This is a genomic window from Microbacterium azadirachtae (assembly GCF_000956505.1).
Taxonomy (GTDB): Bacteria; Actinomycetota; Actinomycetes; order Actinomycetales; family Microbacteriaceae; genus Microbacterium; species Microbacterium azadirachtae_A.
This window is the reverse complement of sequence record NZ_JYIX01000031.1, coordinates 93,760-109,466: the sequence shown is the minus strand read 5'-3', so window position 1 is coordinate 109,466 and position 15,707 is coordinate 93,760. Positions and strand designations below refer to the sequence as shown.

Here is a 15,707-nt window from a genome sequence, read left to right as displayed (position 1 = left end):
AGATCGTGATGTACGGATCCGCGGGCACACGACGGCTCAGGCGCGTCCCAGCCCCTTCGCGATCGCCTGCGCGCGGTCGCGCACACCGAGCTTGGCGAAGACCGCGTTGACGTGCGTCTTCACGGTGGCGACCCCGACGTAGAGCGCCTGGGCGATCTCGCCGTTCGAGCGCCCCTGCAGGATGAGGGCGTAGACCTCGCGCTCCCTCGCGGTGAGCGCAGGGAAACGCGCAGCCAGAGCGTTCGCCGAGGCGGGATCCGCATCCGCGGCCGCGTCGGCGGCCACTCCGGACTCCGTGCCGGGCGTGACGGGCGCTTCGGACTCGGCCGCGTCCCGCGCCGGGTCCGGGGCTCCGATCCGTCCCAGCAGCACGTCGCGCACCGGCGCGGAGAACGTGGACTGCCCGGCGGCGACGGCGCGGATCGCGGCGGCGAGCTCCGCGCGTCCCGCGTCCTTGGTGAGGTACCCCCGCGCGCCCGCGCGCAGCGCGGCGACGATGTCGGCGTCGTCGGCGAAGGTCGTGAGCACCAGCACCGCCGTCTCCGGCGTCTCCTCGGTGACCCGCCGCGTGGCGGCCGCGCCGTCGAGCACCGGCATCCGCAGATCCATGAGGGCGACGTCGGGGTGCTCCGCGGCGATGAGCGCGACGGCCTCTGCCCCGTCGGCGGCGGTGCCGACGACCTCGAAATCCTCGACGAGGTTCAGCACGGTCTCCAGTCCTTCGCGGATGATCGCCTGGTCATCGGCGAGCACGATGCGGATCCGCGCGGTCATGCCGGTGCCTCCGCCCGCAGGACGAAGCGGTCGGCGTCGCTCTCCTGGCCTTTCGAGGCGCCTGGCTCCACGCCCGCCTGGACGGTTCCGCCGAGCACCGCGAAGCGCTCGCGCACGCCGCGCAGCCCGTAGCCGCCCCCGGTCGCGGCGAGAGCACGGTCCTGCGGCGGCGCCGCGGAGACCGGATTCTCGATCGTGCACTCCGCACGGTCAGGATGCCAGACGAGGCCGACCCGTACCGCGGCGCCGGGCGCGTGCTTGCGCGCATTGCTGAGCCCCTCCTGCACCGCGCGGACCAGCGCCTCGGCGAGCGCGGCGGACACCGGGTGCGCGAAGCCGGCGACATCGAGCCGGACGCCCTGCTCCGCGGCGATCAGCGCCCGGATGCGCGATTCGACCACGGCCGGCGGGACCGGATCCGCGGATCCTGATCCGCGCTCCGGCTCCGGTTCGCGCAGCGCCCGCACCGCCTCGCGGGCCTCGCCCAGCCCCTCGACCGCAAGACCGCGCGCCGCCGCCACGCGCGCGGCAGCCTTCTCTGTCTCGCCCGCGTCGAGCAGGGCCTCGACCGCATCCAGCTGCACCACGAGACCGCCCAGGCTGTGCGCGAGCACGTCGTGCAGGTCGCGTGCGATCGCGATGCGGTGGGCCGCGGCCTGCGCCCTCAGCGCCTCGGCGCTCGCGCGCTCCCGCTCCGCCAGCAGCACACGCTGGGCGCGCCGTCCCAGACCCACGACCACGGCGAGCGCGAGGGCCGCGAGGATGGTGATCAGGCCGAGCGCCGACGGGGTGAGTGAACCGGCGAATCCCGCCGCGGTGAGCAGCGCCCCGGCCGCGACGCCCAGAGCGCCCAGGATCGCCGCCGCGATCCCGAGACCCGGCGGCACCGCGGGGTCGCCCGTGAGCGTGATCACCGCCACGACGAGAAGGGCCGTTCCGAGACCCTGGGTCGGGACCGCCGTGAGCGAACCGGCGAGCCCCATCACGGCCAGCAGGATGGCGGCCGCCCAGGCCTGTGCAGCGTGACTTCTCGCGGCGACCCGACCGGCCGGCGCGGCTTCCTGGCCGGGCTGCGGCGCCGGGTCTCCGCCGTCTGCGGCGATCCGCACCGCGAGCACCATGCGCACGGCCCACGCGGCGAGCCCGGCGCCGAACAGCCAGACCACCCACGGCGCGGTCTCCGGCGCGACGCGCCACAGCACCCAGCCGACCGCGAGCAGGCCCGCGGTATTGACGGCGGCGCGCCAGCCCGTCATCGGCTGGATGCGCAGCGGGATTCGACTCACGGAACAATGATGCGCGCGGATCCGCTCTCCGCGCTCGTGCGGCGCAGCGCGTCCACCCGGCGGTGCAGCACCAGCACCCGTGCCGCACGGTTCGCGGCGAGCACGATGAGGATGAGTCCGGTTGCGACACCGATGTGCGAGCCGAGCTGCTCGAAGCCGAACATGAGGCCGACCCGGACGCCGATGAGCACGACCCAGAGCGCAAGCCCCCACGGTCCGGTGCGGGTCTCGAACTCGGCGGTCGCCTGCGCCGCGGCCCGGTCGGAGAGCCCCGCGGCGGGCTGGTAGCCGGCGGGACGGGCGATGCGGCGGATGTGCGCCATCGCGCCCATCGCCGTGCCGAGCGCGAAGGCCACGACGAGCTCGACCACGAGGGCGACCACGTCCATCACCCCGATCACCTGTCCGCTCAGCGTCTGCAGCGGCAGCACCACTCCGATCACCGCGATGATCGCGGGCAGCATCCAGTCGCGGCCGCCGAGCACGGGCCGCCAGGTCATCTGCCGGACGGCGATCACGCCGACGGCCAGGAGGATCAGCAGGACGTTGGAGACGATCGAGAGGTTCATGTCCTCGATGCTCCTCGGATCCGGGATCCACCGGCACCACCCGGGGGTGGAGATCCCCGGGTGGACGGGTGGAGATCTCATCCGCCCCTTCCGAGCGGCGCGAAGACGCCCGCGATGATCCGGCGACGGTCGTACGGGGTCCCACCGCGGGATCGCGGTCGATGCCAACCGCCGTAGGGGTCCCACCAGTGCGGTCCGCGGATCTCAGGGACCCCGCCACCCATCCGAATCCGCCACCCCGACGACTCCAGCGTGCGATGGTGATGCCAGCAGAGCGCGACGCCGTTGCTCGTATGCGTCGTCCCGCCCTGCGCCCATTCGCGGACGTGGTGGATCTCGCACCACGTCGCCGGGATCCGGCAGCCCGGGATCACGCATTCCCGATCGCGGAGCACGATCGCTCGACGCTGCACAGCGTTGAACAGCCGGGCACTGGTGCCGATGGACGCGATCTGCCCCCGATCATCGAACAGCACCCGCTGGACCCCGCCCGCGCAGGCCGTGTGGCGGGCCACCCCGATCAACGTGTCCCATTCCGTACCCTCGATGTGCGACCTCCCCGCGCCGCGCGCGTAGTCCTCGGCGGTCACCGAGACGACGAGGGTCGGCGCAGCGCCGCCCAGCTCGGGAAACCCACCCGAGGCGGCGGCGACGTTCACGATCATCGCGAACGCATCGTGCCGCTTCTGCGCCGGCGTCCGGTCGTCAGGAGGATCCGGCTGCGCATGCGCGTCCGGCAGATCGCTCCACCCCTGATCCGCCCCGTCTTCGGGCGCGAACGCCACCCGTCCCGCCGCCGGCGGCGGCGGCGCATCGGATGCGGCCGGGTTGTTCAGCGCGTCGATCAGACGCTGCACCGCGCCCGCGACCTCGGGCAGCAGCCCACCCGACACCGGCACCACGCCGTCTCTCAGCCGCCCCAGCGTGAACCCTCGACGCCGGTTCCCCGTTGCGTCATCGGGCTCCTTGCCGTCGGGATCCACTGCGAGAGCGAGCGCCGCCGCGAAGTCTGCCAATTCGTCGGTCGTCGGCGCCGGACCCGGCCGCCCCTGCGCGTCGGGAAGATCCCGCCCACGGGCCATGTCGGCCAGCAGCCGATCGATCGCCGCCCGTTCCTCGCCCCCGATCCGGTCGCCGCTCTTCGCCAGCGGCGCCGTCGCCGCAAGGAGCCCCGACACCGACATGACCCCGTCCCGCAACGTCGCGCCGAGCTCTTCGAACTCAGACGGAAGCAGCTCTCCCGAAGACAGTGCCCGGTCTCGATGGATGAGCCGAGCCGCGTGCACGAAACGTCGCGCCGTGCCTACGTCGACCCGCAGGGCGCGCCGCAGCAGCTCGGTCGCATCCCTGCAGCCTGCACGGGGCGAGACACGATCATCCGCCGGGCGGCCATCACGCTCATCCACGGCACCCGTGGCGGTCGTGATGATCGCGTCGAGCCGGCGCTGCACGCGCCCCGCCGCCTGCAGCACGTCGGTCAGGTCGGCCGCCGACAGCGTCTCGAGCTGCGCCTCGATCTCCTCCGACGCGCACGCCGCTTGGAGCAGCTGGTCGAGCTGCTCCAGTACGTGCGCCGTGGTCGACGTCATACCTCGATCCAACACCGTGCCACCGACATTAGAACTCCCGATCACAAGGGATTTCCAGAACTGTGCACAACTCTTCGGATCGGGCGTTCGGGGAGGAGGATCCATCCCGGCCGACCTGTCGGGACCAACCCGGCCGACCTGTCGGATCCAGCCCGACAGGCCCCGCAGGACCGGGAGCGACCAGGTGCTGCCCCGGGCGATGTGGTGCAGGCACCACATCGCTGTGGTGGCACCGCCATCGGCCCGCGCACCGTTGATTTCTAGCCTTCAGGGAGAAGAACTTCCCAGGTCGGGATTTCACAGTTGCCCCTCACGGGCAGGAGGAGAACGAACACCATGAACACCACGACTCATCGCCTCGTCGGAGCCGGGCTGATCGGCGCCACCGTGCTCGGCTCGATCGCGGTCGGCGCCATCACCGCGGCACCGGCGACCGCCGCGACACCGCGGGCCGCGACCGCCGCCGCCGACGTCACCCGCGGGTTCGACATCGTCAACACGACCAAGCACACCCTGGAGCTGCAGGGGATCGACGGTGCGGGTGACCGGGACGGCTATGCACCGACCGGCACGAAGATCGCGCCGGGGCAGTCCTACCACTACGAGAAGGTCTACTACCTCCTCAAGCGCGGCGAGACGACCCTCACGTTCAACTATCGCGAGGCGCTGGGCAACGGGTCCGAACGGATCTCCGCCTTCCAGGTCTCGCTCGTCGTCGACGCGGTCAGCGGCACGAGCATCCGCACCGACGCCGGTGACGCCTTCACCATCCACAATCAGGGTCTCTCCGGACGGTTGACGATCTCGGAGAAGGACTTCTCCGAGATCACGGTGCCGGCCTCGGATGCCCAGCGACAGGCCGAGCTACTCAACCAGACCTGCATCTCGGGCCTGGCGTCGTGCACGTTCACGCCCGTCGCGAAGGAAGAGGGCAAGGCCCAGATCCGGCTGGTCGCCGGGGGTGCGAACAACACGGAGAAGGCGCGTGAAGGAAGCGTCACCACCAAGGTCTCGGCCGGCACGACCTCATCGGTGGAGACCACAGGGTCGGCCAAACTGACCATCAACGGGATCCTGGAGGCCGGCCTGACCCACAAGTACGGCGGCACGTGGTCCAACACCAAGGAGGAGACCAAGGTCCAGCCGTACCAGGTGGGCGCCTACAAGAACTTCAACATGTGGTCCCGGGTGCTGACCGAGCGGGTGACCGGCGACTTCACGGTGAAGCTCGGCAAGACCACCTGGAAGCTATCCGGCGTGCACTTCGACATCCCGCGGGCGGACGCCGACGTGCTCTACGACAGCGCCGAGCGCGCGCTGACCGAGCAGGAGAAGGCCAACCTGCCGAAGATCGTCGACATCAAGCCGGTCAACTGATCCGTCGGACCATCGACGCCTGCGGCATCCGAACCGCCGTCCACCCCGGAAGGGTGTGGGCGGCGGTTCTCGCGCGGTACTGTCGGGTCACCGCCGGGAGTTCGCACACCGTCAGGCAGGAGCACGTATGCGCGTCGTCATCGCCGAGGACGAGTTCCTGCTGCGGGAGGGCATCTCCCGCATCCTCTCGGACGAGGGCCACGAGATCGTCGCGACGGCCGGAGACGCCGAGGACCTCATCGGCAAAGTCGGCGCGTATCGCCCGGATCTCGTGCTCACCGACATCCGGATGCCCCCGGACTTCACCGACGACGGCCTGCGGGCGGCGAAGCGGATCCGTCAGGATTTCCCAGGGACGGCCGTGGTCGTGCTCTCCCAGTACGTGGATGCCACCGGTGCGATGGAGCTGCTGGCGGACGGAGCGAACGGCATCGGCTATCTGCTGAAGCGCCGCATCCTCAATCTCGAGGATTTCCTCGATTCCGTGCAGCGGGTCGCGGCCGGCGGCTCGAGCATCGACTCGGACGTCATCACCTCGATGGTGCGCCGCGAAGTCCGCGATCACAAGGACGGCGGCATCGCCCAGCTCACGCCGCGGCGGCTGGAGGTGCTGCAGCTGATGGCGCAGGGGTACAGCAACGCGCGGATCGCCCGCGAGCTCTTCGTGACGGAGAAGGCGATCGCACGGAGCATCGCGCTCATCTTCGTGTCTCTCGACCTGCCTCCGGATCCCGACGACCATCGCCGGGTCCTGGCGGTGATGCGCTTCCTGGACCGGTGAGGGCCGCGCGCTCTCCGAGAGGCAGCTGCGCGCGCAATGTCGTCCCGCCGTCCCTCGCCGGCTCGAGCGTCATCGTCCCGCCCAGCGTCTCGACCCGGTCTCCGAGGCTGCGCATGCCGAATCCCGGGACCGCCCCGGCGGAGCCCTTCCCGTCGTCGCTCACGGCGATCCGCAGGCGGCCGTCCGAGACGGTCAGGACAACGACGATCTCCCGGGCGCCGGCGTGCTTCACGGCGTTCGTCAGGGCCTCCGCGATCACGAAGTAGCCTGTCGACTCGACCTCCGCGTCCATCCGGCCGAGGGGAGCTGCGACCTCGATCCGCACCGGGATCCGGATCTGATCGGCGAGCGCGGCGACGGCGGCCTCCAGGCCGTGGTCCTTCAGTCGACTCGGCATGAGCCCTTCGACCAGGCTGCGCAGCTCGTCGAGGAGGGATCCGCAGCGCTCCGCGATCCGCGCCGCCTCCGACCGGACGAACGAGGGATCATCGGCCTGCCGCGCCATCCGCTGCACGTCGATGCCGACCAGGACGATCCGCTGCTGGGCGCCGTCGTGGAGATCCTGCGCGATGCGCCGGCGTTCGGCGTCCGCGGCCACGACGATCCGGCGCCGGGAGGTCTGCAGCTCCTCCGCGGCCACGTGCAGCTGCTGCACCGCGGAACGCAGCTCGACGACCAGCCGCTGCTTCTCCATCGCGAGTCCCAGCTGCGCGCTCACGGTCGAGACCAGGCCGCGGTCCGCGATCAGCTCGCGATCGAACACGAGCCCGCCCACGGGCGCCTCGGGCGGGCCGATCGGCCACCAGCCGCGCTCGGGAGGCACGGGGAGCGCGTGCCCCGCACTGTCGACGAACCGAGCGGGATCCGCCGCCTCCGACGCCCACAGGACGCGGGCGCTGGGATCGCCGAGCGCCCTGACCGCGAGCGCATCGAGGAGCGCAGGCTCCACGGATGCCGCGGAGACGCCCGCTGCCACCTCCGCGACCTCGCCGGCATGGCCGAACGCGCCGAACGTCAGCCCCACGAGGAAGGCCACGGGAAGGCCGCCCAGCATCAGGAGCTGGACGACGGTGGCCGCCTGCTGCGCCCCGGGACGCGGGTCGACGTGCAGCACCACGACCGTCACGCCGATCACGGCGATGGCCGCGCACCCGTAGCCGATGAACGGGAGCAACTGGCGGCGCGGGAGTGCGGGCATCCGCGAGAGCCGAACACCCCAGAGGACGACCGTCGCCGCCAGCGCGCCCATCCCCACTGCGGCCTGCAGGGTCCAGGCGATCTCGGTGGCAGCCGGCCGCAGGACGACGACGATCTGCGGCGCCACGGAGACGAGATAGGACACCGCCACGATCGCGCGGGCGGCTCTGCCCCCAAGCCGGCCCGACGGGAACGCGAGCAGCAGGTGCAGGAGCAGTGCGAGCGGGAGGCTGGAGGTCAGCGTGCCCAGGACGCGCAGGGCCGGGATGCTGTCGTCGTACGTCCCGGACGCCCAGAGGGCCAGGGCCGCGAGCAGCATCAGCCGCCCGGTGGCGTTGTGCGGGCGGCGGTGCCACGCGGCCAGGCCCGTGACGGTGAAGATCGCGACCAATGCGCCGTCGAGGAGCGATCCGCCGAGCCCTCTCGACCGGGAGGGGATCGCGAGCTCGACCAGGCACAGAGCCGTCATCAGGATCCCGATGCCGATCAGCGCCGCGCGCAGGCTCGGCGCTCCGGACGCGCCCGCCGCCGCGGGGCGCCCGTCGGCTGCGGGGCGCCCGTCCGCCGAACCGTGGAGCGGTGTCATCGCACCAGGATCCCAGGACCGTGCGCGGAGCGGAACGGGTAGTCGGAACTGGGCGAGAAGGCCCGGGGCAAGCTGCCGATGATACCATTCTGGTATGGCAATGACGGTGCGGATCCCGGCGGAGCTGGACGCGCAGTTGAGCGAGCTCGCGGCACAGCGGCACACCTCCAAGCACGCGCTGCTCATTGAGGCGGCCGACAGGTTCGTGCGCGAAGAGGTCACGACCACGGAGGCCGTATCGATCGCGCTCGGCGTCGCCGACCGCTACGCCGAGCTGATCACGAAGCTCGAGGACGCGTGATCCGATACGTCGAGCTCCCTCAGGCGGTGGGAGTCCTCGACGCGCTGGGCTTGAAGATCCGCGATCTCGGGCTGCTGTCCTCCGCCCTCTCCCGTCCCGCGAGCTCGATGTTCGGCGTCGAGGCGTACCCCGAGATCGAGGTGAAGGCCGCCGCGCTGATGTCTTCTCTCGCGCAGAACCATCCGCTCTACGACGGCAACAAGCGATTCTCCTGGATCCTCACGCTGACGTTTCTCGAGCTCAACGGCATCCGGATCGACATGGACACCGACACCGCGTTCGGCCTCGTCCTCGGGACCGCCCAGAGCCGCCTCGACCTCCACGAGATCGCCGAGATCCTCGCGGCTCACGTCAGGGCACGCGGCTGAGCCGATCGCCTCAGCCCCTCGACTCCAGCACCGCGACGAGCGCACGATGGTCGGTGCCGCCCGTCGCGTCGACCACCCGCACCTCGCGGACGACCCACGCCGGACCGACGAGCACATGATCGATCGGCGCGGCGAGCCAGGCCGGTACCGTGGACGGCCACGTGCCCGTCGCCGCTGCGCCCGCCTCGACCGCCGCATCCCGGCATCCGCCGAGATCCAGGTGGTCGACGGTGGCGTTGAGATCGCCGGCGAGGATCAGGTCCGGGTGCGGCGAGCGGCATTGGGCGCGCACCCAGTCGAGCCCCGCGCGCCAGTCGTCCATGCCGTCGGTCAGCGGCGCGGCGGGGTGGGCGGCGATGATCGTCGGCCCCGTCCCGTCGACCGGACGCCAGACGCCGCTCGGCAGCCCTCTGGTCGTGCCCGCGGAGGCGTCGAGACGATAGGCGCCCAGGCGATCGGCGACGAGCAGTGAGGTCGGGATCCACGACGGGGTCGACGTCTCCGCGACGGCTCTGGTCGTCGCCGCCGTCATGCGGATGCCGCCGGCGCCCACCCGCCTCGCGACCTCGGCGGCGGCGTCGTCGTCCATCTCGGGCAGGCTGACCACGTCGGCGCGGACGGAGAGCACGAGTTCGGCGACCTCGGCGGGCGAGGTCGCGCCGCCCTGGGTGTTCCAGACGAGCACGGTGAGATCGCCGTCGCGCAATCCGGCGGCCTCGCTCTGGGCCTGTCCACGGGCCAGGAGCAGGGCGAGGTCCCCGCCCGCGGCGAGCGCGACGATGATCGCGAACACCCCGAGCACGCGCCGCACCCGTGCCGCGCGGCGGCGCAGCAGCAGGACGACGGATCCGACGACGATCGCGACGAGCGCCAGTCCGAGCGCGAGCGGCGCACGGAACGCGATGAGCTGCGCGACGCCGAAGAGACGCTGCGCACCGAACGCCTGAGGCCAGACCAGCAGCACGGCGGCCAGCACGCCGATCACGATGACGATCGCCGCGCCGAGGCCACCGCGGGTCGGTGGTCGATCGGTCATGGCTGCCCCCTTCGACGACGCGGATCCCGCTCGTCCATCAGCGACGCTACGGCAGCTGCGGCGTGGAATCGCCCTGACGCGCCTCCCAGGCGGCGCGCATGAAGCGGCGCACGTCCTCGTCGACGCGGATGTCGCGGGGGCGCAGCGGGCGGGAGAGATACAGCCCGTCGATCGAGGTCAGCCGCGACAGCGCGACGTAGGTCTGCCCGGGGGCGAACGCCCCGGATCCGAGATCCACGACCGCCCGCTCGTACGTCTTGCCCTGGGACTTGTGGATCGTGACCGCCCATGCCAGCCGCAGCGGGAACTGGGTGAACTCGGCGACCACCTCGCGCGAGAGCGTCTTCGTGCCGGGGTTGTAGATGTAGCGGTAGCGCTCCCAGACCGCCGGCTCGACGTCGACCTCCTCGCCGTCGATCTCCACGCGCACCGCGTCGCCGAGGATCCGCACGACCGTCCCGATCGTGCCGTTCACCCAGCGCGGCGGATCCGGCATCGCGGAGATGTCGTTGCGCAGGAACATCACCTGCGCGCCCTCCTTGAGCTGCAGCTCCTGGTCCGCCGGGTAGTTGGCGTCACCCCTGCCGAAGTCGCCGGAGATGTCCGCCCTGGCCTTCTGCACCTTGCCGGGCAGAGCCGCGAGATGGCGGGCGTTGATGCCGTTCACGATGTCGTTGCGCGTCGCGAGGGTGATCATGGGGATCTCGCCCGGGGCCGGATCCGGCGGCGTCCGCGCTCCCGCGTCGTTGAGGGCGCCGGCGATCTCCGCGGTCACCCGCCCGTAGCGCACGGCATTCAGCATCGCCTTGAACCCGGCGTCGGACTGCCGGTGGATGTGCACGAGCTCCCGCACGTGCAGCGTCGCGCCGTGCGTGCCGATGTCCAGCAGCCCGTCGGTGGCCTCGCCCCCGGTCCAGACCTTCGCGTCGAAGAACCAGAACGAGCGGTAGTGGTCCTGGATGTAGCGCAGCTCGTCGCCGCGCGGCGGCACGGGGGCCAGCTGATACGGATCCCCGAACATCACGACCTGCACGCCGCCGAACGCCTCGGCCCTGCGTCCTCGCGCCTGACGGAGCGACCGGTCGATCGCGTCCATCAGATCCGCGTTGACCATCGACACCTCGTCGATCACGAGCGTGTCGATCGCGTTCAGGATCTTGCGGGTCGCATCCGACTGGTCGATCTCGCTGTCGGCGATGAGGCCGATCGGCAGCCGGAACAGCGAGTGGATCGTCTGCCCCTCGACGTTGAGCGCCGCGACGCCGGTCGGCGCGCAGACGGCGATCTGCTTCTGCGTGTTGTAGGCGAAGTGCTGCAGCAGGGTCGACTTGCCGGTGCCGGCGCGGCCGGTGATGAACACGTGCTCACGGGTGTCCTCGATCAGCCGGAACAGTTCTTCCTGTTCGGCGGAGAGGGTCGGCGTGCTCACGGTCTACGGAGTCTACCGCGCCGCTTTCCCCACCCCCCCTCTCTGACCGCGAGACTCCAACTGGGCGACGAGACTGCGCGCGTGGGATGCAGTCTCGTCGCCCAGTTGGAGTCTCGCGGTAGAGGGCGGACTAAGAGGGCGCGCGGGCCACTCGGGGTTCCTGCAGGCTGCTCTTCGTAGACTTGCGCCATGGTGCAGTCGGCGGGGGTGCAGGCGCCAGGCGCGCGGTCGCGCCGGGCGCGGGCTGCGCGGCGCCGTGCCCCGCTCTGGTCCGACCTCGTCCTGCTCTCGATCGTGGGCGTCGTGCTGGTCGGCGCGCTCGCGGCCGGCGGACTCACCGCGTACCGCGAGTTCTACAGCCCGTCCGCGTTCGTCACCCGCTATCTGACGCTGCTCAGCGAGGGACGAGCGGCCGACGCGCTGCAGCTGCCCGGTGTCGCGCTCTCGCACGGCGACCTCGACAGCGACTCCTTCCGCTCCGCCTCCGACGCGCTGCTGCGCCGCGACGCGCTCGGCACGCTCACCGACATCACCGTGACCGATGAGCACCCCGACGGCGACGTCACCTCGGTCACCGTCCAGTACAAGGCCGGGGGTCACCTCGGATCCTCCACGTTCCGCGTCGCCCAGGACGGCTGGATCGGCGTCGCCCCCGCATGGGAGTTCGCGCAGAGCCCGCTCGCCGTGATCTCCCTCACGGTGCGTGGATCCGACCGGTTCTCCGTGAACGGCTTCGATCTCGACCGCCGCCAGGTCGCGGCGCAGGGCGCGGACTCGTCGGCGCTCGACCCGGTGCCGATGCTCGTGTTCTCCCCCGGGCTCTACTCGGTGTCGGTGAAGACGTCGACGGCGACCGCGAAGGGCATGGGCGTGCTCGCCGACAAGCCGCTCGCCGACGTGCCGCTGGATGTGCAGGCCACGCCCACCGAGGCCTTCGTCAAGATCGTGCAGCAGCGCGTCAACGAGTTCCTCAGCAAGTGCACGACGCAGCAGGTGCTGCAGCCCACGGGCTGCCCCTTCGGCTACGCGGTGCCGAACAGGGTCATCGACGGTCCGACCTGGAGCATGGTCACGAACCCCGACATCACCCTGCAGCCGGACGCCGAGGGCTGGAAGATCGCACCCACCCCGGCCACCGCGCACGTGCAGCTCGAGGTGAAGTCGCTGTACGACGGATCCGTGTCGCACGTCGACCAGGACGTGCCTTTCGACGTGGACGGCACGATCCGGTTCCTGCCCGACGGATCCGCCTCGATCAGCATCACGTCGCCCGAGCAGTCAGCACCTCCCCCCGGCTCCGAGGGCTGATCCGCGCGTTCAGCGCCCGCGGGTGGCGGCGCGGCGGTCCTTCTCGGCGAGCTCGGCGAGCCGCGCGTTGTAGTCCGCGAGTTCGGCGTCGCCCGAGCGATCGGCGGCCCGGTCCTGACGCTTCTGCACCTTCGCGTCGCTGCGGCTCCACTGGATCGCGACCGTGATGGCCAGGATCAGGGTCGGGATCTCCCCCACCGACCAGGCCACGCCACCGCCGACGTACTGATCCTGCAGCGGCGTCGCACCCCAGGCGCGCCCCATTGCCCCGAACCACTCGGCGACCATCAGACCCGACTGCATCATGATCGCCATGCCGAAGAACGCGTGCGTGGCCATCACGGCGATGAGCGTGATGAGCCGGCCCGCGTACGGGAGCCGGCGCGGAACGGGATCCACCCCGACCAGGGTCAGCACGAACAGGTACCCCGAGATGAGGAAGTGCATCGTCATCCACTCGTGCCCGATGTGGTCGGTCATCGCCCAGCGCACGAGGTCGGTGAAGTAGAACGCCCACAGCGACAGGACGAAGATCGCCGCCGCCACGAACGGGTTGGTGACCACACGCGAGAACGGCGAGTGCACGGCCCACAGGATCCACTCCCGGCCTCCGCGGGTGCCGTCGTCGCGCTTGTCGATCGCGCGCAGCGCAAGGGTGACAGGCGCGCCCGCGACGAGCAGCAGCGGGATCGCCATCGACAGCATCATGTGCCCGAGCATGTGCACGCTGAACAGGGTCTCCTGGTACGCGTTGATCGCGCCGCCGGTGACCCACACCAGCCCCAGCAGGCCGAGGATCCAGAAGACCGTGCGGTGGATCGGCCACGAGTCGCCGCGCTTGCGGAGCCGCAGCACGCCGATCGCGTACAGCGCGATGCCGAACGCCGCGGCGGTCGCCCAGATGAGATCGATGTTCCACGCCGTGATCCAGCGGATCGGGGTGAGCTCGGGCGGCAGCGGGGATCCGGTGAGGATCTCGGCCGGCGTGCGCACGGTCGCCACCTCGAGCCCGGTGGGCGGAGCCGTGCGCGACAGCGCGGCGGCGAGGCCCGAGGCGATGCCCATGAGCGCGAGCTCCAGCAGCACCAGCGTCCAGAACGGGCCGGATCCGCCCGCCTCGAGTTTCGGGATCAGGCGGGTGCGGTAGCGGGCGCCGAGCACGCCGAGCAGGATCAGCACCACCGCCTTCGCGATGATGAGGCCGCCGTACGGCGTGAGCATGCCGGCCCAGTCGCCCACGGCGACGATCGAGCGGGCGACGCCGGAGACGGCGACCACGATGTAGGCGGCGAGGGCGAGGGAGGAGTAGCGGCGCACGACGTCCGCGAAGCGGGCCGTGCCCTTCGTCTTCTTCGCGGGCTTCGCGCCGGGCTTCGCCGCCGTCGCTCCGGCCGTGCTCGCGGTCGCCCGTCCGGTGTCGGCGAGCTCGCTGCGGGATCCGCGCAGCACGATCAGCAGCACGAGGCCGCCGATCCAGACGGCCGCACCGATCGTGTGGAGCAGCAGGGAGTTCACGGCGGCGTCGTGACCGCTGAGCTCGCCCGCATGGCCCTGCGTGGCGAGCGGGACGAAGGAGGCGGCGGCGAGGATCGCGGTGAGCAGCGTGGCGGCCCAGCCGCGGAAGGCGAAGGCGGCGATCGTGATGACGGCGCCCGCGAGCACGGTCATCAGCCACGCCTGCCCCAGCGGGAGTTCGAGCAGGAACCGGCCCAGCTGTGCGCCGAACTCCGGCCCCGCGCTGAGCTTCACGCCGAGGGTCTGCAGGAACGTGAACAGGCCCGCCACGGCGCTCGCGACCGTGTAGACGGCGGCGCCGATCGACGCGGTGTCCAGCGCGATCTCGAACGAGCGGGCCCCGCTGCGCAGCGAGAAGAGCGCGAGTACGAGGGATCCGAGCATCGCCGCCGCGCCCAGATTGCTGATCGTCTTCACGACGGGGAGGCCCCAGCGCACGACGGGACCGGGGTCGAGCAGCAGGTTCGGGGCCGCACCCCCGCCGAACGCGAGACCGGCGACGACCGCGAGGATCCCGGCTCCGACGAGGATCACGGGACCCGCGATGCGCAGGGTCGGGGATCCGGCGGGCAGGGCAGAACGGGCGGCATCCGACCCGGTCTCGGGGCGGACCCCGGTGGCGGGGCGATTCACCCCTCCACCCTATTCCGGTGTCGCTCGGGGTCTGCCGGGAGCGGGCTTCGGCGGGATGGCCGGAGTCGCGGGACGGGGGGCCGGGCACCTCGGGTTCGGGGCTCGTTCCCACGTTTTGGGGCGCGTCACGCCCGATTCCACGGTCGCCGCGCGCCCCAAAACGGAGAAGCGCGCCCCAAAACGGAGTAGGTGCGTCCCGTACGGTCAGGCTCTGGCTCTGGCTCTGGCTCTGGCTCCGGGTCAGTCACCCTCGGCCGGGGCCGGGCACCTCGGGTTCGGGGCGCGTTTCCACGTTTTGGGGCGCGCCACGCCCGATTCCACGGTCGCCGCGCGCCCCAAAACGAGGAAGTGCGCCCCAAACCGGGAGGCAGGGCACGCGAAAGGCCGCCCCTCCGAGGAGGGACGGCCCTGCGAGGCGAAGCCGAATTACTTGACGGCGGCCTTGAGCTTGGAACCAGCGGTCACCTTGACGCGCTTGCCGGCCGGGATCTTGATCTCGGCGCCGGTCTGCGGGTTGCGGCCCGTGCGGGCAGCGGTCGCGACCTGCTCGAAGGAGATCCAGCCCGGGATCGAGACCTTGCTGCCCTTGGCAACAGCGTCCGAGACCGTGGCGAACAGGGCGTCGAGAACGCCGGAGACGGCAGCCTGGCTCTGGCCGGTGGCGCTGGCGATGCTCGCGACGAGCTCGGTCTTGGTGATGGACTTGTCAGCCATTTCATCCTCCAGCGACGGGATCCCGTCGCTTCGTATCAGAGTTCCGGATGGGCGGATGCCCCCCGTTGGTCGAACGACCGCCTTGAATGTATCAACCAAACCCCCGCTTTCCGCGTCATTTCGCGGGTTTTGACGTTTTACGGCGGCGTGTCGCGTCTCATCCGTCACTCCAGTCACACGTCGGATCCAGTGTCCGCCGATCGGGCTCCCCCGGATCCGGGCGGGAAGGTCCCCGGATCCGGGC

Annotated in this window: 14 protein-coding genes; 5 read left to right on the top strand and 9 right to left on the bottom strand. The window is 71.3% G+C overall.

Translation table 11 applies throughout. From position 1 onward, the window contains the following. Nucleotides 1-36: 36 nt before the first annotated feature. The 4 genes from RS86_RS06910 to RS86_RS06895 all read right to left on the bottom strand — a co-directional run bounded on the left by RS86_RS06910 (nucleotide 37) and on the right by RS86_RS06895 (nucleotide 4,218). Nucleotides 37-774: a response regulator transcription factor gene (locus RS86_RS06910; protein ID WP_045271482.1), complete on the bottom strand. Its 738-nt coding sequence runs from the start codon at nucleotides 772-774 to the stop codon at nucleotides 37-39. Next, nucleotides 771-2,060, bottom strand: coding sequence for a sensor histidine kinase (locus RS86_RS06905; RefSeq protein WP_152642108.1), 1,290 nt, complete (start codon nucleotides 2,058-2,060; stop codon nucleotides 771-773). The genes RS86_RS06910 and RS86_RS06905 overlap by 4 nt, the downstream gene beginning before the upstream one ends. Further along, entirely contained in the window at nucleotides 2,057-2,629 is a 573-nt protein-coding gene (locus RS86_RS06900) for a hypothetical protein (protein WP_045271480.1), read from the bottom strand. Before RS86_RS06900 ends, RS86_RS06905 begins: the two co-directional genes overlap by 4 nt. Before the next feature lie 77 nt (nucleotides 2,630-2,706). Then, entirely contained in the window at nucleotides 2,707-4,218 is a 1,512-nt protein-coding gene (locus RS86_RS06895; RefSeq protein WP_045271479.1) for an HNH endonuclease signature motif containing protein, read from the bottom strand. A 336-nt stretch (nucleotides 4,219-4,554) separates the two neighbouring features. Here RS86_RS06895 and RS86_RS06890 point away from each other — a divergent pair, with 336 nt between their 5' ends. Next, nucleotides 4,555-5,595, top strand: coding sequence for a hypothetical protein (locus tag RS86_RS06890; RefSeq protein ID WP_045271478.1), 1,041 nt, complete (start codon nucleotides 4,555-4,557; stop codon nucleotides 5,593-5,595). Nucleotides 5,596-5,722: 127 nt separating this feature from the next. Next, the gene (locus RS86_RS06885) at nucleotides 5,723-6,376 is read left to right on the top strand and encodes a response regulator transcription factor (protein WP_045271477.1); all 654 of its coding nucleotides are present in this window, start codon (nucleotides 5,723-5,725) and stop codon (nucleotides 6,374-6,376) included. Here the strand turns inward: RS86_RS06885 and RS86_RS06880 are convergent. Further along, the gene (locus RS86_RS06880; protein WP_045271476.1) at nucleotides 6,294-8,159 is read right to left on the bottom strand and encodes a sensor histidine kinase; all 1,866 of its coding nucleotides are present in this window, start codon (nucleotides 8,157-8,159) and stop codon (nucleotides 6,294-6,296) included. The genes RS86_RS06885 and RS86_RS06880 overlap by 83 nt on opposite strands. A gap of 94 nt (nucleotides 8,160-8,253) precedes the next feature. Between RS86_RS06880 and RS86_RS06875 the strand changes: the two genes are divergently transcribed. Continuing rightward, nucleotides 8,254-8,460, top strand: a complete 207-nt coding sequence (locus RS86_RS06875; RefSeq protein WP_045271475.1) for a ribbon-helix-helix protein, CopG family — start codon at nucleotides 8,254-8,256, stop codon at nucleotides 8,458-8,460. Next, nucleotides 8,457-8,828 carry a type II toxin-antitoxin system death-on-curing family toxin gene (locus RS86_RS06870; protein ID WP_045271474.1) on the top strand — a complete coding sequence of 124 codons (372 nt, stop codon included), beginning with the start codon at nucleotides 8,457-8,459 and terminating at the stop codon, nucleotides 8,826-8,828. The genes RS86_RS06875 and RS86_RS06870 overlap by 4 nt, the downstream gene beginning before the upstream one ends. Nucleotides 8,829-8,838: 10 nt before the next feature. On the opposite strand, the gene RS86_RS06865 is transcribed toward RS86_RS06870, so the two are convergent. Together RS86_RS06865 and RS86_RS06860 are read right to left on the bottom strand one after the other, a co-directional pair. Then, on the bottom strand, nucleotides 8,839-9,864 hold the full coding sequence (locus RS86_RS06865; RefSeq protein ID WP_045271473.1) for an endonuclease/exonuclease/phosphatase family protein: 1,026 nt from the start codon (nucleotides 9,862-9,864) through the stop codon (nucleotides 8,839-8,841). A 46-nt stretch (nucleotides 9,865-9,910) separates the two neighbouring features. Next, the gene (locus RS86_RS06860; protein ID WP_045271472.1) at nucleotides 9,911-11,293 is read right to left on the bottom strand and encodes an ATP-dependent DNA helicase; all 1,383 of its coding nucleotides are present in this window, start codon (nucleotides 11,291-11,293) and stop codon (nucleotides 9,911-9,913) included. Nucleotides 11,294-11,482: 189 nt separating this feature from the next. Here RS86_RS06860 and RS86_RS06855 point away from each other — a divergent pair, with 189 nt between their 5' ends. Then, complete coding sequence (locus RS86_RS06855) at nucleotides 11,483-12,601, top strand: hypothetical protein (protein ID WP_045271471.1); 1,119 nt, start codon at nucleotides 11,483-11,485, stop codon at nucleotides 12,599-12,601. 9 nt (nucleotides 12,602-12,610) lie between these two features. Here RS86_RS06855 and RS86_RS06850 read toward each other — a convergent pair whose 3' ends face one another. Both RS86_RS06850 and RS86_RS06845 read right to left on the bottom strand, forming a co-directional pair. After that, nucleotides 12,611-14,650 (bottom strand): cytochrome c oxidase assembly protein, encoded by a 2,040-nt coding sequence (locus tag RS86_RS06850; RefSeq protein ID WP_082076646.1) that lies wholly within the window; start codon nucleotides 14,648-14,650, stop codon nucleotides 12,611-12,613. Nucleotides 14,651-15,175: 525 nt separating this feature from the next. Then, on the bottom strand, nucleotides 15,176-15,463 hold the full coding sequence (locus RS86_RS06845; RefSeq protein WP_045250850.1) for an HU family DNA-binding protein: 288 nt from the start codon (nucleotides 15,461-15,463) through the stop codon (nucleotides 15,176-15,178). Between the last annotated feature and the right edge of the window lie 244 nt (nucleotides 15,464-15,707).